The sequence below is a fragment of the Clostridiisalibacter paucivorans DSM 22131 genome, from assembly GCF_000620125.1.
Lineage (GTDB): Bacteria > Bacillota > Clostridia > Tissierellales > Clostridiisalibacteraceae > Clostridiisalibacter > Clostridiisalibacter paucivorans.
Genome location: NZ_JHVL01000009.1, coordinates 13,754 through 33,610, shown reverse-complemented (window position 1 = coordinate 33,610; position 19,857 = coordinate 13,754). Strand labels below are relative to the sequence as shown.

Annotated in this window: 20 protein-coding genes; 4 read left to right on the top strand and 16 right to left on the bottom strand. The window is 32.0% G+C overall.

What is annotated here, in order from left to right:
* Positions 1-16: 16 nt before the first annotated feature.
* A complete protein-coding gene (locus tag Q326_RS0105525; RefSeq protein ID WP_051531200.1) occupies positions 17-289 on the bottom strand; it encodes an SHOCT domain-containing protein in 273 nt (90 codons plus the stop codon).
* 131 nt (positions 290-420) lie between these two features.
* On the opposite strand from Q326_RS0105525, the gene Q326_RS0105520 reads away from it, so the two are divergent.
* Positions 421-1,131, top strand: a complete 711-nt coding sequence (locus Q326_RS0105520; RefSeq protein ID WP_034601286.1) for a response regulator transcription factor — start codon at positions 421-423, stop codon at positions 1,129-1,131.
* Here Q326_RS0105520 and Q326_RS0105515 read toward each other — a convergent pair.
* The 8 genes from Q326_RS0105515 to Q326_RS0105480 form a co-directional block, all read right to left on the bottom strand.
* Positions 1,106-2,902 (bottom strand): tetratricopeptide repeat-containing sensor histidine kinase, encoded by a 1,797-nt coding sequence (locus tag Q326_RS0105515; protein WP_026894459.1) that lies wholly within the window; start codon positions 2,900-2,902, stop codon positions 1,106-1,108. The two genes, Q326_RS0105520 and Q326_RS0105515, sit on opposite strands and share 26 nt — an antisense overlap.
* A gap of 83 nt (positions 2,903-2,985) precedes the next feature.
* The gene (gene hpf, locus Q326_RS0105510) at positions 2,986-3,519 is read right to left on the bottom strand and encodes a ribosome hibernation-promoting factor, HPF/YfiA family (RefSeq protein ID WP_026894458.1); all 534 of its coding nucleotides are present in this window, start codon (positions 3,517-3,519) and stop codon (positions 2,986-2,988) included.
* Positions 3,520-3,896: 377 nt separating this feature from the next.
* Complete coding sequence (locus Q326_RS0105505; RefSeq protein WP_026894457.1) at positions 3,897-4,091, bottom strand: putative motility protein; 195 nt, start codon at positions 4,089-4,091, stop codon at positions 3,897-3,899.
* A 10-nt stretch (positions 4,092-4,101) separates the two neighbouring features.
* Positions 4,102-4,578: a flagellar export chaperone FlgN gene (gene flgN / locus Q326_RS0105500; protein WP_026894456.1), complete on the bottom strand. Its 477-nt coding sequence runs from the start codon at positions 4,576-4,578 to the stop codon at positions 4,102-4,104.
* A 16-nt stretch (positions 4,579-4,594) separates the two neighbouring features.
* Positions 4,595-4,987 (bottom strand): flagellar export chaperone FliS, encoded by a 393-nt coding sequence (fliS, locus tag Q326_RS0105495; RefSeq protein WP_026894455.1) that lies wholly within the window; start codon positions 4,985-4,987, stop codon positions 4,595-4,597.
* 47 nt (positions 4,988-5,034) lie between these two features.
* On the bottom strand, positions 5,035-6,729 hold the full coding sequence (gene fliD / locus Q326_RS0105490; protein WP_026894454.1) for a flagellar filament capping protein FliD: 1,695 nt from the start codon (positions 6,727-6,729) through the stop codon (positions 5,035-5,037).
* A 26-nt stretch (positions 6,730-6,755) separates the two neighbouring features.
* Positions 6,756-7,139, bottom strand: coding sequence for a flagellar protein FlaG (locus Q326_RS0105485; RefSeq protein WP_026894453.1), 384 nt, complete (start codon positions 7,137-7,139; stop codon positions 6,756-6,758).
* 103 nt (positions 7,140-7,242) lie between these two features.
* Positions 7,243-8,598: a cryptochrome/photolyase family protein gene (locus Q326_RS0105480; RefSeq protein WP_156936254.1), complete on the bottom strand. Its 1,356-nt coding sequence runs from the start codon at positions 8,596-8,598 to the stop codon at positions 7,243-7,245.
* A gap of 123 nt (positions 8,599-8,721) precedes the next feature.
* Here Q326_RS0105480 and Q326_RS0105475 point away from each other — a divergent pair, with 123 nt between their 5' ends.
* Positions 8,722-9,573, top strand: a complete 852-nt coding sequence (locus Q326_RS0105475; protein ID WP_026894451.1) for an HDOD domain-containing protein — start codon at positions 8,722-8,724, stop codon at positions 9,571-9,573.
* A 40-nt stretch (positions 9,574-9,613) separates the two neighbouring features.
* Here the strand turns inward: Q326_RS0105475 and Q326_RS0105470 are convergent, their stop codons facing one another.
* The 6 genes from Q326_RS0105470 to Q326_RS0105445 all read right to left on the bottom strand — a co-directional run bounded on the left by Q326_RS0105470 (position 9,614) and on the right by Q326_RS0105445 (position 17,043).
* Entirely contained in the window at positions 9,614-10,441 is an 828-nt protein-coding gene (locus Q326_RS0105470) for an alpha/beta fold hydrolase (RefSeq protein WP_026894450.1), read from the bottom strand.
* 291 nt (positions 10,442-10,732) lie between these two features.
* Positions 10,733-11,749 carry a dTDP-glucose 4,6-dehydratase gene (gene rfbB / locus Q326_RS16810; protein WP_051531198.1) on the bottom strand — a complete coding sequence of 339 codons (1,017 nt, stop codon included), beginning with the start codon at positions 11,747-11,749 and terminating at the stop codon, positions 10,733-10,735.
* 19 nt (positions 11,750-11,768) lie between these two features.
* Entirely contained in the window at positions 11,769-12,629 is an 861-nt protein-coding gene (gene rfbA, locus Q326_RS0105460) for a glucose-1-phosphate thymidylyltransferase RfbA (RefSeq protein WP_026894449.1), read from the bottom strand.
* Between the two features lie 51 nt (positions 12,630-12,680).
* A complete protein-coding gene (locus Q326_RS0105455) occupies positions 12,681-13,706 on the bottom strand; it encodes a potassium channel family protein (RefSeq protein WP_026894448.1) in 1,026 nt (341 codons plus the stop codon).
* Between the two features lie 127 nt (positions 13,707-13,833).
* Entirely contained in the window at positions 13,834-15,579 is a 1,746-nt protein-coding gene (locus Q326_RS0105450) for an FAD-binding protein (protein ID WP_034601283.1), read from the bottom strand.
* A gap of 153 nt (positions 15,580-15,732) precedes the next feature.
* Complete coding sequence (locus Q326_RS0105445) at positions 15,733-17,043, bottom strand: nucleotide sugar dehydrogenase (RefSeq protein ID WP_026894446.1); 1,311 nt, start codon at positions 17,041-17,043, stop codon at positions 15,733-15,735.
* 231 nt (positions 17,044-17,274) lie between these two features.
* Here Q326_RS0105445 and Q326_RS0105440 point away from each other — a divergent pair, with 231 nt between their 5' ends.
* A complete protein-coding gene (locus tag Q326_RS0105440) occupies positions 17,275-18,015 on the top strand; it encodes an NADPH-dependent oxidoreductase (RefSeq protein ID WP_026894445.1) in 741 nt (246 codons plus the stop codon).
* Positions 18,016-18,234: 219 nt separating this feature from the next.
* Here the strand turns inward: Q326_RS0105440 and Q326_RS17900 are convergent, their stop codons facing one another.
* Complete coding sequence (locus Q326_RS17900; RefSeq protein WP_051531196.1) at positions 18,235-18,684, bottom strand: hypothetical protein; 450 nt, start codon at positions 18,682-18,684, stop codon at positions 18,235-18,237.
* A 248-nt stretch (positions 18,685-18,932) separates the two neighbouring features.
* Between Q326_RS17900 and Q326_RS0105430 the strand changes: the two genes are divergently transcribed.
* Entirely contained in the window at positions 18,933-19,658 is a 726-nt protein-coding gene (locus Q326_RS0105430; RefSeq protein ID WP_034601262.1) for an aspartate/glutamate racemase family protein, read from the top strand.
* The last annotated feature ends 199 nt before the right edge of the window (positions 19,659-19,857 follow it).

The following is a 19,857-nucleotide window of genomic DNA, read 5'->3' as shown; positions in this document are numbered from 1 at the left end:
TAATCCCCCCTTGCTATTACTCCATTAATTTCTTTTTCTTCTGTTCATATTCTTCATCGCCAATTTCTCCATTGGCATATCTCTCCTTTAATATTTCTAATGCCCTATTTGTTCCATTATGGTGATAACTATTGTTAGAATAATTTTTATCATTATTTATAGAGTTTACTATTAATTTTACTACTAGATAAATTACTAATCCAACAACTATAATCTTTAATATGCCCATGCCTATCATCCATGGCCAAACATATTTAAAGTTAAACCCACTATGCATAATATCGAACATCTTGAAATCACTCCCATTAAAATATTTCTCTATTTTATTATAACTTCCATTTATGAATAATCTGTGAAGAAAAAAGGATTTTATCCTTTTTCGTAGAAAATAAATACTAAAACCACTTTGAAGGTGATATTATGTCAAAATATGATCATATTATTTTAGTAGTCGATGATGACTGGGATATAATCCAAATTATATCAATGTATCTAAAAAAAGAAGGTTATAAAGTAATTACTGCTGATCACGGTAAAAAAGCTATCCAATTAGTCATAGATATAGATCCTCACCTCATTATACTGGATAGACTCCTCCCTGATACAGATGGAATAGAAGTATGCAAATCCATAAGAAGATATTCACTCAATCCCATAATATTCCTTACATGTAAAGATGAAGATTGCGAAAAAATAATGGGATTAAATACAGGTGGAGATGACTATATCACTAAGCCCTTCAATCCCAATGAATTAGTTGCAAGGGTAAACGCCCATCTAAGAAGATATAACTATAATAAAAAACACCCTACTACTGATTTTATAGCTTATGATAATATATTTATAAATCTGAAAAACCATAAAGTATGGGTGGATAATACCTATATAAATTTATCAGCAAAGGAGTATAAAATACTTACATTGCTTATCAAAAATCCTGGAAAACTATTTACCATGTCTGAAATATACGAAAATGTATGGAAAGACATAAGTCTAGGTGATAATAGTACTATCATGGTACATATAAGCAATATACGAAAGAAAATAGAAAAAGACCCATCTAATCCTAAATATATAACTACAGTAAGGGGACAAGGATACATGTTTAATAATGTTCCACAGGAAGGGTAAAGCTCACAATTACACCTTTAGGATATCTCTTCTTCATCCATATTGTCCCTTGATGGCTATTTATAATCTCTTTAGCTATAGACAACCCCAGTCCACTACCCTTATTGATATGTTTATAATTATTCCCTTTATAAAACCTCTCAAAAATATTATATATATCTTCATTAGATATGCCTATCCCATCATCTGCTATACTTATAATGGCTTTATCTCCATCAATATTGCATCCTATAACAATTTCCCCCATATCATCTGTATACTTTATACTATTGTATATTATATTTCCAAATACTTGGTCCAATCTATTTACATCTATATTGACCTGTAATCCCTCCAATTGAGTTTTGTCAATATCTAGTACAATTTTTCTATTTTCAGCATTTACATCTATTTGAAACTTTTCGTATAAACTTTCCAATAAAAATGATATATCCATCTTTTTAAACTCAAATTCATATTGACCCATCTCTAGTTTTGCCAATTGAAAAAGGTCATCTATAATCCTATTTAATGTTTCAGCCCTTGACTTCATACGAAATAAATACTTAGTCATATCTTTATTAGGTATAACGCCATCAATAATTGCCTCAATATATCCTTGAATAGAAGTTATGGGAGTCTTTAATTCATGAGATATGTTAGAAAATAGCCTCCTTCTAGCAATTTCTGCCCTCTCCAACTCATCTTTTGTTCTTTTTAACTCTATATTTTTGAGTTTATATATTTGTGCCCTATCTTTAGATCTATCTTTCTCAAATTTACTAGTTATATATTTTAATTCCCTTTCCAATTTTTCATCTGCTACCTCTTTTTCCAATCTATGATATAATTTATATTCTTCTAATGACCTTTTAAAATCCTTAGTCTTATTATAGTAATCAGATAACAATAACCTCCACTGAGTAATCTTCTTTTTTGCATCTATATATTCTGAATTTGTCAATGCACTATATATATACCTATATGCCTTGTCATATTCTCCAGTATTTAAAAATGTACTCCCCAAATTCATCAATACATCTACCATATAGAATTTATTTCCTTGCTTATTGAATATATCAATACTCTTATAATAATATTCTAAGGCCTTATCATATTCCTCTTTTCTCCCATATATCTCTCCAATTTTATTGAGTGTATCCGCCTCATATATACCTTCTGATAATTCTACAAAATATTTTAGACACCTATTATAGTAGCTTAATGCCTTTTCATCTTCTCCCATATTATAATAACAAAATCCCATATTCATTATTATTACTGCTTTATGGTACTTATTATCCATATCTTCAGCTATTTTTAGTGAAGCCATGTACCATTTTAATGCATCTTTGTATCTATACTGCTCCTTTAAAATTTCTCCAATATTATTTAGTATACTGGCCTCTAAATCTCTTCTTTTCATTTTTCTACACATTTTAACAGCCTTTTTATTTATATCTAAAGACTCTTTATATCTTCCAAAATAAAAATAGTTTATACTTAATAGAATCAATGATTTGAGCTGTCCATCATAATCTTTGAACTTTTTAAAGACCTTAATACATTTATAAAGACAGTATATAGATTTATAATGATATGATAATCTTCTACAACCATATGCAATAGTAAGAAGTGATCTAGCCATACCCAGTTCATATTTATATTCATTGGATAGCTTATATGCCTTTTTCCCCAAAAATATGACTTTTTTAGGATCAGTTCTCTCTACATCCATAGCACTTTCTATTATATCTTCTATATTTTTATGTATTTCCTTTGTCTTTTCCATTTTATCACCTAGTTAAATAATACCATCAATATATATTATTTAAAAGCAGTTTAAAAGCGAAGGATCTCTCCTTCGCCTCATTTTTAATATTCAGGTTCAATCAACCCATAATTTCCATCTTTCCTCTTATAAACTACATTGACTTCATCACTATCAGCATTTCTAAATACAAAGAAATTATGTCCCAAAAGATCCATCTGAAGTACCGCTTCTTCTTCATCCATAGGTTTTATGGCAAATCTCTTAGTTTTTACTATTTTAGGTTCATTATCTCTTTCTTGAGTATCTAGAGAAGGGATATTCTCAAATCTTATAGTCTTTCCATTATGTTTCCTTCTTTGCAGCTTAGTTTTATGCTTTTTAACTTGCCTTTCCAATACATCTACTGCCTTATCTATGGATGTATACATATCATCTGTAAACTCCTCGGCTCTTATAATAGCACCTGCAAAAGGAATGGTTACTTCTATTATTTGTCTATCTTTTTCTACACTAAATGTCACATATGCTTCAGCATCTTTAAAAAAATACTTATCCAATTTTCCTAATTTCTTCTCTGTAGTGTCCCTTAATGCATCTGTAACTTCCATGTTCTTACCACTAATTATCATTTTCATATACTTCAGCTCCCTTCAATAAATGAAGTTTTAATTGTAAACTACTATCAATCAATAAAAGATATATGTAGCCTATTACTTAATTGATATTTATAAATGTTTATTATTATGATACCCACTATAAAAGTTATTTAACATTTATTTTACATTGACAACTATTTATTTCATTAATTATTTTTTCCACATCATAGTTGTTGTTATTATGTGGATATCTTCTAGGGATTTCTGTGGATAATGTGTATAAGTCTGTGGAAAACTGTTGTTTTCTATATATTTAAATGTGGAAAAGCCTGTTAGTATTGTTTGATTAATTTGTTAATAAAATATTAAAAATCAACAATTTACGATATCAAAAAAAGAAGGAAGAATCCTTCTTTTTAGACTTTTATGTCCACACTCCCACCTTTATGTGGTTCTGCCGCTTTAGCTATAGCTCTATTTGTAGCCTCCATAGACTCCATCAAATTCTTTACTCCCTGGGCATCTTGATTCATAGCCCTTCTCATATTCGCCATACCTAATGCCTGTTTCAAACTATATACATATTGGGCATTCATTGAACTTATCTCCATAATATCCCCCCTATTTATTTACATCAATAAAGGCAGACCCTGCTAAATTTTTATAGCTATCATAACCTTTTACCATCTTCTTACCCTTTTTTACAGATTTTAATTTATTTTTGACTGATTGAAACCTCTTATTTAATTCCACATTATTTTTCATCTCTTGTTCCTTTATGTCATTTAAAAGTTTGTTGATAGTTTCTATATTATCTTTTAACTCCTTTATTTGAGGATATTTTTGACTATCTAATTCTGATATATTTTCTACTTGATTATCATTTTTAAATACTGTGTATTGATCTAAAAATACTTCATCTAATTTATCTATACTGTCAATACTCACCTGCTTTTCTTTTATAAGACCAAATAATTTTTCCATATCTTCTTTAAGTATAACATCATACTGTGTCTCAGTCTTTTCATATATACTATTCAAATACTCTATTTTCTTTTTTAGCAATTTTATCATATTCTCTAAACTATTCATGGGCATTTCTCCATCCCCCAATTTATCTTGCCGTCTTTTTATTGATCTTAGCTTGTTTCATGGCCTGTTGCCAAGTATCCCTTAAATCTTCTACTAGAGGCAGTATTTCATTTAACACATCAGTAGACTTTTGCACATTGGCATCAGTGAGCCTGTCCAATATAAATGTATATAAACTCCTCAAATTTTCAGAAATCTCATAGTCCATATTTAAGGTTATATTAAGTTCTGCGATAATATCTTCCGCCCTTACTATGGATTTATGAGCATTTTCCATCTGTTTTTCATTTATAAATATTTTAGCCTGTTTTATAAATTTTATCGCTCCATTATAAAGCATAAGAGTTAACTCTTCTGGTGATGCTGTCATTACTGAATTCTGTTGATATTGTGCATATGGATTCCCTATAGCCATGTTATCACCTTTCTTTTATAATTTTCTTCTCTATTGTAAATCTACCATTATCCCATTTGTTGCGTCAACCATGAACTCTGACTGTTCATTCTAGCTATTGCCTTTTCCATAGCAGTGAATCTTTGCCAATAACTCTCTTCTTTTCTATAAAGATATCTGTTCATATCATATATCTTATCGTCTAGGTCATTTATTTCTTCATCTAGCATACTTATACTTCCATGTTCTGTTACAAAGTCTATTAATAAATTGGATTCTACATTTCTAAGTAAATTGGCATCTTCTCCTGTTCCAGATTTATTCACTATTTCCTTCATACCATACATCATATTATTATATACCCTTGTAATTATACCACTATTCTTGGCTATCTCTTTGTCATCAGTCAAATCACTATCAGGTTGCTTAAACAATACCTCCAATACTCCTTGAGCATCTTTCTGTATAGCCTCTTTAAGTTTAGTTTCATCTATTTGAAGTTTTCCACCTACTTCTCCACTTACATATTTTTGAGTAGTTATACCCAACTCAGTAAGATGGTCAAACGTACCTTTTACTCCTTCTACTGAATCATAAAGTCCACTTCTTACCCTTTGCATAGTCCTAGATATTAGCATATCATTTCTCAATAGACCACTTTTGGCCTTTTTTTCCCAAAGCTCAATATCTTTCTCTTTCATAGATTCCTTTTGCTCATCGGTCAATGGTTTATAACTTCTATATTTCTCTTCGCCTAATTTCTCTCCCATTGCATCTACTATTTCATTGTATTTTTCTATAAATCCCTTAATTTTGTCATATACATTATCTACATCAGTATCTACTTTTACAGAAAATGAACCTGTTGCGTTTAGGTCAAAGGATATACCATTTATATTAAATTGATTAGAAGATTGCTCTACTCCTATTGCTCCTGCAAAATCCAATTTTGCATTTACTCCAGTATATTCTTGTCCAGATACAAAAAGCTGAGCCTCTTGTTTAACACCACTGGCATCATAGTGGGTAACATTTAATTTTAATTTATCCACAAATCCACTAGTATCATCTATCTTAATACTACTATCTTTTCCTGTGCCATCAGTTTGTAAAAAGAATCTATCTATATTGCTGTCATAGGATGCCTTAACCCCTAAATCTATCTCTTTACCGTCCTTTGTAATAGTAGCAGAATTAACTGTTTTAACTATATCCTTTAAACCTATATCACTTAAGTCTTTCTTTATATCTGCTCCATCCACATTTCCAAATTTAAATGTCTTACTTCCTGCATCTGTTGTTATAGTAAACTCTATCGTATCTCCACTTGCTAATCCAAATTGCTCTGCAACATTTCCCTTATCTCCAACAGATATATTGCTTCCACTGGCCATGGAAACCCCATCTGCCAATCTTTTTACATCTACATCATAGCTTCCATTTACTGCACTGGCTCTAGCAGTTACTGAAGCTATGCTTTCATTGCTAGATGTAGCTTGTTTAACCCACGGAAGGCTGTCTAAAGACTTATTCAACATGAGCCCCGTAGATGTTGTAGTAGTAAGTCCAAATTCCTTCTTTGTATCAAGTATAAAATTTGCAAAGGATTTATTTATATCATTATACATATTTTGTCGCCACTCATGTATTTGTTTCTGTTGATAAAGTCTATCTACCTTTACCCTCTGTGCCTTCATAAGATCCTTTACCATTTGTTCTGTATCCATTCCCGATGCAATACCACTTATTCTAGAAGTATCCATAATATCACCACCTATATATTTTTAAATCATACTCTTTCATCTACTATAATACCTGCCATTTCCCACATCTTGGCTACCATATCCAGTATTTTCTCTGGAGGTAGCTCCCTTATAACCTCATCCCTACCTTCACTGGTATCTATTACTTTTACCATTATAGTATTTGTCTTTTCATGGACAGAGTATTGAAGTCTCCTATTATATGCCTTTACACTTTTATTAACATCATTTATAGCTTGCTGTAAATCTTTTTGATCCATATTTCTTTTTAAATTAACATCATTTATTGCTTCTACATTACCTTCTCCCCTGTTAGGGCTCATATTGCTGTTTTCCACTGTATTATTAGTGTTTTGACCTGTTCCATTATGTTGAAACCCCGCTACCGATATCCCACCTTCTACTCTCATAGAATTTTTCCTCCTTTACCATAACTTCTCTAACTTTAATATCGGCAACAAAATTCAAAAACTTTAATCAGTCTCTATATATTGTAAGTTTTTCATTTCATTTTTAAATTTGATATAATTCCAATGCCCTTTCCCTTTGTCTCTTGTGGTCTACTATGGGACTGGGGTAATCTAATGCCTTATTAGGCATCTTATGAGGTTCATGTATATATTTAATAGGTATATCCCTTAGTTCGTCTACATATCTCTTTATATATATTCCCTCTGGATCATATCTCTTAGATTGAGATATAGGATTAAATATCCTAAAATATGGCTGTGCATCGGTACCAGTAGAAGCAGCCCATTGCCATCCTCCATTGTTCAGAGGTAGGTCATAATCTATTAAATATCTTTTGAAATGCCTCTCTCCCCATCTCCAATCTATAAGTAAATCTTTAGTCAAAAATGATGCGACTATCATTCTAAGTCTATTATGCATCCATCCCTCTTTAAGTAGCTGTCTCATACCTGCATCTACTAGAGGATATCCCGTCCTGCCCTCACACCAAGTATTATATAATTTTTCATCATTTTCCCAGTTTAAATCTCTATACTTTGTCAAAAATGATTCCTTGTCCACATAAGGAAAATTATATAATATCTGAAAATAAAAATCTCTCCAGGCCAGTTGTCTAATGAATCCCTGTATACTTTCTCTCTTTTTATGATCCTCCAATTCTCCCATTAGAGATATCATATCATTATATATTTTCCTTATGGATAGTACCCCAAACCTCAGATATGGAGAAATCCTTGATGTGCCATCTTTATAGGGTATGTCTCTGTCCTCTATATATCTATATACTGTTTTATATACTAAATCTCTATATGTATTTTTATAATCAAATTCTATATCATCAGAATCTAATTTAGCTATATCTAAAGCATCTACCCCTTCTACTATTTCTATCTTTTTTATCTCTGGTAAAATATTGTCCTTGATTTTATTAATCCATTTTTTATAATAATATGTAAAAACAATATATGGATTCCCATCTCCCTTAACTATCTCTCTCTTTTCATGGAGCACGGTATCTTTAAAGCTTTTAACCTCAATGCCCTCTTTTCTAAAATATTCCCATATTTCTTTGTCCCTGATTCTAGCATAAGGAGTATAATCTCTGTTAAAATATATGGACTCAACATCATATTGGTTAACTAGTTTTTTTAATTCTTGAAGGGCTTTGCCCCTCCTTAAAATCAGTCTGCCTCCTATTTTTTCTAACTCCTTGTCCAAATTCTTTACACAGCTATACATAAACTGGACCCTTCTTTTTCCCACATCTGGGTCCATCAGTATATTGTCATCTAATATAAAAACTGGTATTATAGATTTACCATTATTACATGCATTAAAAAAACCTACATTATCAGATATTCTTAAGTCTCGTCTAAACCAATATATAATATTCCCCACGTAATCCCTCCATTTCACTCTTAGTAAATTGATACCCTAAATCTATATGAAAAATTCAGAATAGGGTATATAATTAATACAAAGGTATATATTATGCCAAATATTTATTAAAGGAGTTGTGTTATGAACAATAAGTTATCCTTAGACAAACTCATCCAATTAGTAGATGATATGCCTGTGTTCCCCAATAGGATAAATAAGATATTGAAACTTACAGAAGACCCCAATTCTACAGTACATGATATAGAGACAGAAATATTGAAAGATCAAAGTCTTACTGCAAAAGTACTTAAATTAGCTAATTCTACACATTATGGATATTCTAGAAGAATAAGCACCATAACCGAGGCCACAGTACTTCTAGGTTTTAAAACTATAAGAAGTATAACACTGGCATCCTCCGTTAGTAAAGTTCTAATGCAAGAACTACCAGGATATGGTCTTGAAAAGGATATGTTATGGGAGCAATCACAAACCTGTGCTATAATAGCCCGTCAATTGGCTAAGAAGACGAGAAAATCTGATCCAGAACAGGCCTACATAGCGGGACTCTTAAGGGATATAGGTAAAGTAATATTGAGTTACTATGTTAAAAAAGAATACAACTTAATAGTAGAAAAGGTAGGTAGCAGTGGTCGTTCCTTCCAAGATGCTGAAAAAGAAGTATTAGGGTTTGACCATGCCCAAATCGGTGCTAAAATAGCAGAAAAATGGAATTTTCCTCAAGATTTGATAGATGCCATAGAAAATCATCACACACCTGCACAATCAAATGTAAATAAAGATTTGGTATCTCTTATACATGTTGCAGATGCCCTAGTTATGACAATGGGCATAAGTATGGGATATGATGGCATGGCATACTATATGTCTCCTTTCGCATTGGAAACATTAGAGCTAGATGAAATAAAAATTCAAGAAATAATAGCTAATACATCGGATTTATTAACCGACGAAGATAATCTTAAATTATAGAATAAGATAAGGACTAGAAAATCAAATCTAGTCCTTTATATTATCCCTTGTTTTGTTTTAATATGTCTAAAATTTTAATTGATGATTCTGGCTCAAAGGGAGCTAAGAATTCAGCCAAAGCTAAATTATATTTTGGAGCATTGTCCATTTTAGACAAATGTGATGCATCGGGTATGATTTGCATTTTTGACCCTACAATATTCTCATTTAAATATTGGGAAAATTCAATAGGTGTTACAGGGTCTTTTTCTCCTACAGATATAAATGTAGGTATGAATATATCCTTATGATATTTTCTATAGTCTGATTTCAATGTGGCATATGTAGCCTGTCTGTAAGGTCTATATCTATTTAATCCAAATATTCCTGTAGCCTTTTGTAAGATATCTTTATCCACATTGGGTTTGCATGCAGTCCTTGCAATTAATTCACCCAATTCTTCCATAGACATACTGTCTATTCTCTGTAATCTTTTTTTCAATCCAACTGTACTCATAGGCTTTGGATAATAACCTGCAGAATCACTTAATGTCATACTCAACATACGGTCTTGATTATTTATCGTAAGTTCTTGACAAATCAATCCTCCCATGGAAAGTCCTATAAAATGGGCATTGTATATATCTAGATAATTCATTAATGATATTATATCCGTTGCAAATAATGGTATACTTATCTCTTCATTACCATCCTCACTTCTATGGTGACCCCTCAAATCCATAGCTATCACCCTAAAGCTTTTACTAAATACATCTATCTGATATCTCCAAGACTCTGCATTTTCTCCTAATCCGTGAATAAACATCAATACTGGCCCTTCTCCTATATCCTCATAGTATATATTGATTCCATTTATTCTAGCCATCATAAATATTTTCCTCCTAATTTTGATTTTTGAATCATACTTTTAGATACTATTAATAGAGCAATTTCCATGCCAATATTAATATCACACAACCCTCTTCTATCTAAAATCATGCTAATATACAGAGTTCATTTGAAAATATATTTTTAGTCTTCTAAAATTATCTATACCGTTTTAAAAAAATATGCAACAAAATATTACAATGTAATATTTTGTTGCATATTTTTTTAAACTCAAATTGTTGACAACCCTATGAACCACTAACTATTCATATATCTTTGACATCAGTTTAAATTATACTCTATTTATTTTATTCTTATTATATACATTATAAATAGTAGCCATTATTCCCTCATCAAATCTCACCTTTGGATACCATCCCAATTCATTTTTTATTTTGGAAAAATCTATTCCATACCTCCTGTCATGGCCCCTTCTATCTTTAACATATGTGATCAAATTTTCATTGATATATGTGTTTTCAGGAAATATTTTCTTCAATATACCTATGATATTTTTGATACAATTAATATTCTCTTGTTCATTGTTTCCTCCAATATTATAAATTTCCCCTACTTTACCCTTTCTGAGAACCATATCTATAGCAACACAATGATCCCTCACATATAGCCAATCCCTTATATGTTTCCCATCTCCATATATAGGTATCTCTTCTCCATTTATAGCTTTTTTAATGGCTAACGGAATCAACTTTTCTGGGAATTGATTTGGCCCATAATTATTGGAGCATCTAGTTATATTTATAGGCATATTGTACGTATATTTATAAGATTGGACCAACATATCTGCCGATGCCTTACTGGCAGAATATGGACTTCGTGGCCTTAATGGCGTTTCCTCTGTAAAATATCCCCTATCATCTAAAGTACCATATACTTCGTCAGTAGAAATCTGAAGAAATTTCTTTCCATACACATATCTATCCTCTTCTACCTCCCAATGTTCTCTAGCACAATCTATCAATACTTGAGTGCCAAATACATTACTTTTCAAAAAAATATCAGGATTTATGATACTTCTATCCACATGGGATTCCGCAGCAAAATTCACCACATAATCTATATCATATGTTTTAAAAATATTATCTACCAACTCCCTATTGCAGATATCTCCCTGTATAAAATAATAATTAGCATTATCTGCAGCCTCAGTTATATTGGTTAAATCTGCAGCATATGTAAGCTTATCTAAATTTACTATAGTTATACTATTTTTATACCTCTCCAATATATAGTTTATAAAATTAGACCCTATAAATCCTGCTCCACCAGTTATAAGATATGTCTTCATTAGTTCATCCTTCTTTCCTTTATAATAGACTAACTAAATATTTTCCATAGTCAGTATGTAATAGTGGTTTTGCCAAATCTAACAACTGATTTTCATTTATATATCCCTTTCTATAGGCTATCTCTTCTATACATGCGATATAAAGCCCCTGTCTCTTTTGTACTGCATGAACAAAATTATTTGCTTCCAATAGGGACTCATGTGTTCCCGTATCTAGCCATGCAAATCCACGTCCCAATAGATTCACATTTAACCTTTTTTGTATTAGGTAGGCCCTATTTATTCGAGATATTTCCAGTTCTCCTCTACTAGATGGTCTTATATCCTTTGCTATATTTATCACATCATTATCATAAAAGTATAGACCAGGTATGGCATAATTACTCTTGGGATTTTTGGGTTTTTCGTCTATAGACAAAGGTCTCCAATTATCATCAAAATTTATTATTCCATATTCCTTAGGATTTTTTACATAATACGCAAATATATTGGCCCCATTTTTAATATCTGCTGAATCTTCAAGTATAGGAGAAAAACCTTGGCCATAAAACACATTATCACCCAATATAAGAGATACTGTATCATTGCCTATAAATTTCCGTCCTATTAAAAAAGCCTCTGCTATTCCCCTTGGCTCATATTGTTCTGCATACTCAATATTCATACCTAAATGCCGTCCATCGTCTAAAAGCTCCTTATACAAAGGCAAGTCCCTTTCAGTAGATATAATAAGTACCTCCCTTATACCTGCCAACATCAATACAGACAATGGATAATATATCATAGGCTTATCATATATAGGTATAAGCTGTTTGCTTATTGCCTTAGTTATGGGATACAGTCTTGTACCCTTTCCACCTGCTAATATTATTCCCCTCATATAAAAACACCTTCTCTTCAAACTAACACGTTTTATACTTCTCATATTAATTTAAAACAATAATTCCCTTTCTCCATTATCACAGGCCAATCTTCTGAGATCGTTTACCTGTTCTTCTGTACCTAATACTATCATTACATCATCAAGTTCCAACACTTCGTCAGAACTGGGATTAAACATTAACCTTTCCTGTCCATTCTTCCTCATAGCCAATACTATAAGTCCTATCTTTTCTGGTATTTTCACTTCCTTTAGAGACTTCCCCAACATATCAGAGCCTTTGCATACCACTACATCCTCTAAATCAAGAATCACATCTCCAGCATGGGTTATTACATCTAAAAATGAAATAATAGATGGTCTAAGGACTATGGCTGCCATCCTTCTGCCCCCGATTTCATTAGGTGATATGGTATTATTTGCCCCTGCCTTTTTCAACTTTTCTGGAGAATTTTTTTCTATTGCCCTGGAAACTATGTAAAGCCTTTTATTTATTTGTCTTGCTGTAAGCACAGTAAATACATTATCTGCATCACTGGACAAACTACTTATAAGACCCTTGGCAGTTTTTATGTTTGCCTTTTCTAATACATCCTCCTGTGTAGCATCCCCTTGTACAGCTAATATTCCATTTTCCATCAATTCTCTAACCTTATCTTCATTCTTTTCTATCACTATGAAGGAAACATCACTCTTTAAAAACTGCTGTATAACACTATGTCCAGTCTCCCCAGCTCCACACAAAATATAATGATTATTTAATCTTGATATTTTAGATTCCATCCTCTTTCTCCTCCAAGCATTTTTGAATTCTCCCTCTAGAAATAACGATACAATACTGGTAAATGTATAACCTGCAATACCTAAGCCAGAAAAAATAACAAATATTGAAAACAGCTTGGCATCAGTGGTCATATCTGCTACTTCACTGTATCCCACTGTAGAAATAGTGATTATAGTCATGTATAATGCATCAATAATATTTACCCCTAATAGACGTTTGTATCCTATGGTACTGGCAATAATAAGAGTCATAAACGCCATGGAAATAACTACAAACTTCCTCGTATCCTTCATAAATAACCCCATATATTATTTTATAAAGTAATTTGATTTATTTTTAGATGTTATTATTATATCAAATATATAATAAAATAAAATCATATTTTAAAAGGAATTGGCCAATATAGACCAATTCCTTTTATTATTTATCAACAATATATTTAGCCGCTTCTTGACCTGAAATTCTACCAAATATAAATGCTTCCTTGAATATACCAGATGTAGCTGTGACTTCTCCTGCCGCATATAATCCTTCAATAACTTGATTATTGGTGTCTAGTACTTGAGTTTTTTCATTTGCTACCACTCCACCCTTTGTCATATGAATTGCTGACTGAATCTGTACACCATAGTATGGACCTTCAGCTGCAAATGGCCTTTCACATGGTTCATCTCTAAAGGAATCTTCAATTTCCCCTGCGACAGCCTTGTTATACATTTCTACAGTATCAAGTAAATTTTCGCTATTAATTTCAAGTTTTTCCGCTAATTCTTCCAAAGTGTCTGCTTTAATATGATAATCCAATTTATTATGCTTTTCTAGACGATAAAAAGACTCTGCCAATGGTTGATCATATATATAAAATACTTTTTTATTTGGTTGTCTAAGAATTTCTAGACCCAATTTCAGTTCATCCTTTTCATTTTCCGCAATAAATCTATCTCCTTCTTCATTGACAAATAAAAATCCATCACCACGAGCCCCAGTTAACTCCCTGTTTTTAACCATAGCTGGATTAAATATTTTCATATCATCCATATTTGCGATTTTGAAATTATACTTCTCAAAAACAGGAATAAAATCTCCTGTTGTACCCATTTGATTAGATGTCATTAGATTCTCTACACCTGGCTTGTATTTTGCTAGGAGCTCTTTATTATTGGAAAATCCACCAGTTGCAATAACCACTGCATCTGCATAAATATCATATGTCCCCTCTTTACACTGCACCTTTACCCCAGTAGCCTTTCCATCTTCAATAATCAAATCTGTACCCTTATTTCCAGTCCTTACATCTATATCTAATTCTTTTATTTTCTCCTCCAATTTATCATGGATATGTTCCCCTGCATACTCATCCTCTTCAGCCATATGGGTCTTTTCATCATAATAATAGTTTAGATTTATACCCATGTCTCTAAACCATTCATCTAGCTCATAGGCGCCCTTTGCCCAAGCTTCTATACGTTCTGGGGAATCCATTACTTTGCCTTCCTTTGATTTTATAAAATCTTCAACGGTAAATTCTAGACCATCTTCCCTCTGTACCTTGGAATTAATCAAATCAAAAATAAGCATATCAAATTTACCATTTCCACTAAGGATGTCTAACTTTTCTAAAAGAATTACATCTTCAACTCCTGACTCTGCTGCCTCTATAGCAGATGAAATACCTGCTGGACCAGCCCCTACTATAACAAGTTGAGTAGTTTCATTTTCTAATTCTTTAGACTGAACCTCAGGACCCTGTGTATCAATTCTGATCTCTCCAAAATCTTTTCCTGCCTTTTTCATGGCTTCGCCCACTGCACTTTTAATAGCATATGAACTATATGTGGCACCTGAAACATTGTCAACAATTGGACTTTGTGCTTCAAGGATTCGTTGTTTAGCAATGGGTAAGGTTCTAGTAAATACAGGCGAAGTCTCTCTATGGGAGATAATCTCCATATCCTTTATCTCATTGTTCTCTACACTGACCTCAAGCTTTAACTCTCCACCATATCCTTGACCTATCCCCTCATATATGCCATCATTTAAATCTTGATTTTCCTCTTCAACAGAAGAAGAATCAGTGGCTGTTTCATTACCACAGCCAATCAGAGTTGATACCATCAGCACCATAGACAGTAAAGCAAAGATCAATAATCTTTTTTTCTTAGTCATTCCAATCCCCTTTCTTTTTAATTTATATTTGTTTATGCTCTAAAATTATGAGCTGTCACAATATGATATCATGAATCAATTGTAAATATTGTCATATATTGTCGATTATATTAATATATTAAAAAAGACAGAGGAATATTTTTCTCTGTCACTTTATGCCTTTATTATCTTTTCATGTGTCCCTTTGTATCTCCCCCTTGTATCAACAATTAGATTGCTATGCTGTAAAATAAATTCATAATCAAACTCATCGTGATCTGTGCTAATCAACACACAATCCATCGTCTCCAAATTTTCTTTATTTATTTCCATAGATTCAATATCAAAGTAATAATCCCTCATCTTAGGAAATTCAGCTATATAAGGATCTGAATAAAAGACATTTGCTCCTCTTTTTATTAATAAATCCATTAGCTTTGCCGATGGAGATTCCCTTGTATCATCAACATTCTTTTTATAGGCCAATCCTAGAACTAATATATTGGCATTTTTCAGTGCTTTTTCTTGTTCATTTAATCCTTCCATTACTTTATGTACTACCCATTCTGGCATCATGGTATTTATTTCACCAGAAAGTTCAATAAATCTTGTATTTACATCATATTCTTTAGCCTTCCATGTTAGATAAAATGGATCAATAGGTATACAATGCCCTCCTAATCCTGGTCCTGGATAAAATGGCGTAAATCCAAAGGGCTTTGAAGCTGCCGCATTGATTACCTCCCATATATCAATATTCATTTTGTCAGCAACCATTTTCATTTCATTTACTAACCCTATATTTACTGCCCTATAGATATTTTCTAATAATTTTGTGAGCTCGGCAGCCCTAGTTGAGCTAACTGGGATTACCTGAGAAACTATATTTTCATATAAAATGACTCCTATATCAAGACAATTTTTAGTAATTCCCCCCACTACTTTTGGGATTGTACTTGTGCTAAAATTTGGGTTTCCTGGATCTTCCCTCTCTGGAGAATATACTAAAAAGAAATCTTCTCCCACTACAAATCCTTTACTTTCAATTCTAGATTTTAATTCTTCCTCAGTAGTGCCTGGATAAGTCGTACTCTCTAAACTTAGCAATTGTCCTTTTTTCAGATAGGGTAAAATTTTATCCATTGTATTAGTTACATATGACAAGTCAGGCTCCCTATATTGATTCAATGGTGTAGGCAAACATAGTATTATAACATCTACCTCAGATATTCTAGATAAATCCGATGTGACATCTAATTTCCCATTTTCTACGCTGGATTTTATCCTCTGTGCAGAAATATGTTTAATATAGCTTGTTTTATCTCTTAAAATCCTGTCTACCTTGTCCTGTTCACGATCAAATCCAATCACCCTATAATTAGATTCAGTAAATGCCAATGCCAACGGCAATCCCACATAACCTAGACCTATTATTCCTATAGTAGATAATTTATCTTTAATATTTTCTATCATTTGCCCTTTCATACTTCTCCATCTCCCATAATTATATTTTATTAATTTTCCATCCAGTATATCCACCCTTTAACTCTTTACAAATTATATATACACTATTACTTTAATTTTAATCAATCTTTCATTTTATCCTTTAAAATTAAACATGTAAAAAGATTAAAATAATATAAATATGTGTATAAATATATAAGAGACTGTGAAATCAGCTATATAAAATATTAATAAATAGAAAGGAAGAATGTTATGAATCACATTTATGAAGTTATTTCAAATCATGTGTCTATCAGAAAGTATAAAGACGAAGATATAAGAGAAGGAGATTTAAATAAAATCCTTAAAAGTACTCAATTTGCTCCATCTTCTATAAATGGACAGCAATGGAGTGTTATCGTTATAAAAAACAAAGAAACTAAGAAAAAGATTGCAGATTTGACTGGAGGACAAAGGTGGATTGCAGAGGCACCAGTCTTTTTAGTGTTTGTAGCAGATTACTATAGAACTGCATTAGCATTGAATAAAGAAAATAAAGAATTCAAAAATATTGAATCCATAGAGGCCACAATGGTATCAAGTGTGGATATAGGTATAGCCTTTTCAAATGCAATGAATGTTGCTGAATCTATGGGATATGGTATTGTCCCCATCGGTGCCGTTAGGAGAGAACCCATGGAAATTGTAAAATTATTAGACTTACCAAAATATGTATATCCCGTATTGGGTATGTGCATTGGCATTCCAGATGAAAAACCAATGAAAAAACCTAGACTCCCAGAAGAAGCAGTAATCCACAATGAAAAATACAACAGAAATTTACAAGATTTAGTAAATCAATATGATAAGACTATCAAAGAATATATGGATACCAGAACACAAGGAAAAGATGTAAGGACTTGGAGCCAAGGAATTAGCTCTGTATATGATAAGGTATATTTCCCAAAAGTATACCCCTCTCTAAAAGAACAAGGATTTACAAACAATAAATAGATATTATGCTCTCTTTAGTATTAGAGAAACTTTATCTAACATAAAAAATAAAGTAATATAGAAAATCTATGCTTTTGTAAAAAAAACTACTCCTTTCTAGCAATAATTAGAATAATAATTAAACTAGAAAAGTACTTTTTTACATTACCACATTACCTACTATACTACCATTAATGAAAAATTAGGCTATAAAATAAAGGATCTGTTTAAACAGATCCTTTATTTTATAGCCTTCAGTTTAACTATATCATTCCAATTTTTAGATGTCATCAATTCCACTGCTGTGAGATCTTCTCTAATTGTCTTGACTTCACCTTCTATCCTATTTACCGCCAAACTAATATTATCCATCTCTGCTTTATGAACATGACTAGCCTCTTCCAATGCCCTCAAAATTCTGCCATGTTCATCTAGTTTTCTGCCATGCTCATCCAACTTTTTACCTTGTTCATCTAGTTTCCTGCCATGCTCATCCAACTTTTTGCCTTGTTCATCTAGTTTTATACCATGTTCATCTAGCCTCTTGCCATATTCATATAGCTTCTTGCCTTGTTCATCCAACTTTTCGCCATATTCATTTAGTTTTATGCCATATTTATCTAGTTTCTTACTATTTCCATCAACTTTTCTGTCTATGTCTTTAAGTAATGATAGTATTTCTTTATCCATCTTTATTCACCCCTTAAGACTCTATAGCTTTATAATATCATTTGCTATAAAATAATACAATATATTGCCTCCTATCATTGTAAAGTTTAAAAGTGAGCCTGACCCCATTAATATATGCCAATATATGTATGAATATGATATTATAATATTATAGATACATAAAACTATAAATTATACAAAATAAAATTGGATTAAGCAAGTTAATTCAAAAATTATATGTTGCCAATTTAAATTTCGAGGTGAATAAAATGGAAAGAGATGCAAAAATCGCAATTTTAAGATGGGAAAAAGGGCATGTCCCTAAAGGTCTGATGCAACTTGAAGCTATGGCTGGTAACAGCACCAATTTGAAATCATATCCTTTCCCTGTAAAACTTGTTCATGTTGAAGGTGCGAATGTTGAAACTGTAATTACACATCCAAGCCGGGAACTGCTTACAAATATGATCGAAATCTCAAAAAAATTAGTTAATGAAGATGGTATCAAGGCTATTTCAACAAGCTGCGGATTTAATGCTATATTTCAAAAAGAACTTGCGGAAGCTTTGGATGTGCCAGTATTCACATCAGCTCTATTACAGGTACCTTTTGTTTATAATCTAATTGGAAAAAACAAAATTGTCGGAGTAATTACTGCAAACAAATCGGCTCTTTCAAAAGAACATTTTCATGCTTGCGGTATAACAGATGATATTAATGTAGAGGTTATGGGACTTGAAAATGCAAAGGAATGGAGCAAGATATTCGAAAAGCCAGACGAGGAATTTGATATTGATGTTGTAACAGAGGAAATCATAGGAGTTGCCAGAAAAGGTATAGAGGAACATCCTGATATTGGCGCAATCGTTTTGGAATGCACAGATTTGCCGCCTTATGCAGCAAAAATCAGAGAGGCTGTAAACCTTCCTGTATTTGATTTCAACTCAATGATGGGACATATTGCCATCGCTTTAGAGGAAATGAGATTGTATTAAACATTGAAGACTCACTTTCCCATATCTAGATACCTAAAATATCTTCAAATCCATCTTAGAGACAGCTATGGACTCAAATGCTCCATTTCTATCTCTAAGAACTTGTATTTCCATCTCACCAAACTTTGTTTTTAGATTCTTTTGTCTTTCTTATCTCCTATCATTGTAAAGTTTAAAAGTGAGCCTGACCCCATATCTA

Bases quoted from the DNA above. Each gene is read 5' to 3' on its own strand.
- Q326_RS0105525 (WP_051531200.1), bottom strand. From the start codon at position 289: ATGTTCGATATTATGCATAGTGGGTTTAACTTTAAATATGTTTGGCCA.
- Q326_RS0105520 (WP_034601286.1), top strand. From the start codon at position 421: ATGTCAAAATATGATCATATTATTTTAGTAGTCGATGATGACTGGGAT.
- Q326_RS0105515 (WP_026894459.1), bottom strand. From the start codon at position 2,902: ATGGAAAAGACAAAGGAAATACATAAAAATATAGAAGATATAATAGAA.
- hpf (WP_026894458.1), bottom strand. From the start codon at position 3,519: ATGAAAATGATAATTAGTGGTAAGAACATGGAAGTTACAGATGCATTA.
- Q326_RS0105505 (WP_026894457.1), bottom strand. From the start codon at position 4,091: ATGGAGATAAGTTCAATGAATGCCCAATATGTATATAGTTTGAAACAG.
- flgN (WP_026894456.1), bottom strand. From the start codon at position 4,578: ATGCCCATGAATAGTTTAGAGAATATGATAAAATTGCTAAAAAAGAAA.
- fliS (WP_026894455.1), bottom strand. From the start codon at position 4,987: ATGGCTATAGGGAATCCATATGCACAATATCAACAGAATTCAGTAATG.
- fliD (WP_026894454.1), bottom strand. From the start codon at position 6,729: ATGGATACTTCTAGAATAAGTGGTATTGCATCGGGAATGGATACAGAA.
- Q326_RS0105485 (WP_026894453.1), bottom strand. From the start codon at position 7,139: ATGAGAGTAGAAGGTGGGATATCGGTAGCGGGGTTTCAACATAATGGA.
- Q326_RS0105475 (WP_026894451.1), top strand. From the start codon at position 8,722: ATGAACAATAAGTTATCCTTAGACAAACTCATCCAATTAGTAGATGAT.
- Q326_RS0105470 (WP_026894450.1), bottom strand. From the start codon at position 10,441: ATGATGGCTAGAATAAATGGAATCAATATATACTATGAGGATATAGGA.
- rfbB (WP_051531198.1), bottom strand. From the start codon at position 11,749: ATGAAGACATATCTTATAACTGGTGGAGCAGGATTTATAGGGTCTAAT.
- rfbA (WP_026894449.1), bottom strand. From the start codon at position 12,629: ATGAGGGGAATAATATTAGCAGGTGGAAAGGGTACAAGACTGTATCCC.
- Q326_RS0105455 (WP_026894448.1), bottom strand. From the start codon at position 13,706: ATGAAGGATACGAGGAAGTTTGTAGTTATTTCCATGGCGTTTATGACT.
- Q326_RS0105450 (WP_034601283.1), bottom strand. From the start codon at position 15,579: ATGACTAAGAAAAAAAGATTATTGATCTTTGCTTTACTGTCTATGGTG.
- Q326_RS0105445 (WP_026894446.1), bottom strand. From the start codon at position 17,043: ATGAAAGGGCAAATGATAGAAAATATTAAAGATAAATTATCTACTATA.
- Q326_RS0105440 (WP_026894445.1), top strand. From the start codon at position 17,275: ATGAATCACATTTATGAAGTTATTTCAAATCATGTGTCTATCAGAAAG.
- Q326_RS17900 (WP_051531196.1), bottom strand. From the start codon at position 18,684: ATGGATAAAGAAATACTATCATTACTTAAAGACATAGACAGAAAAGTT.
- Q326_RS0105430 (WP_034601262.1), top strand. From the start codon at position 18,933: ATGGAAAGAGATGCAAAAATCGCAATTTTAAGATGGGAAAAAGGGCAT.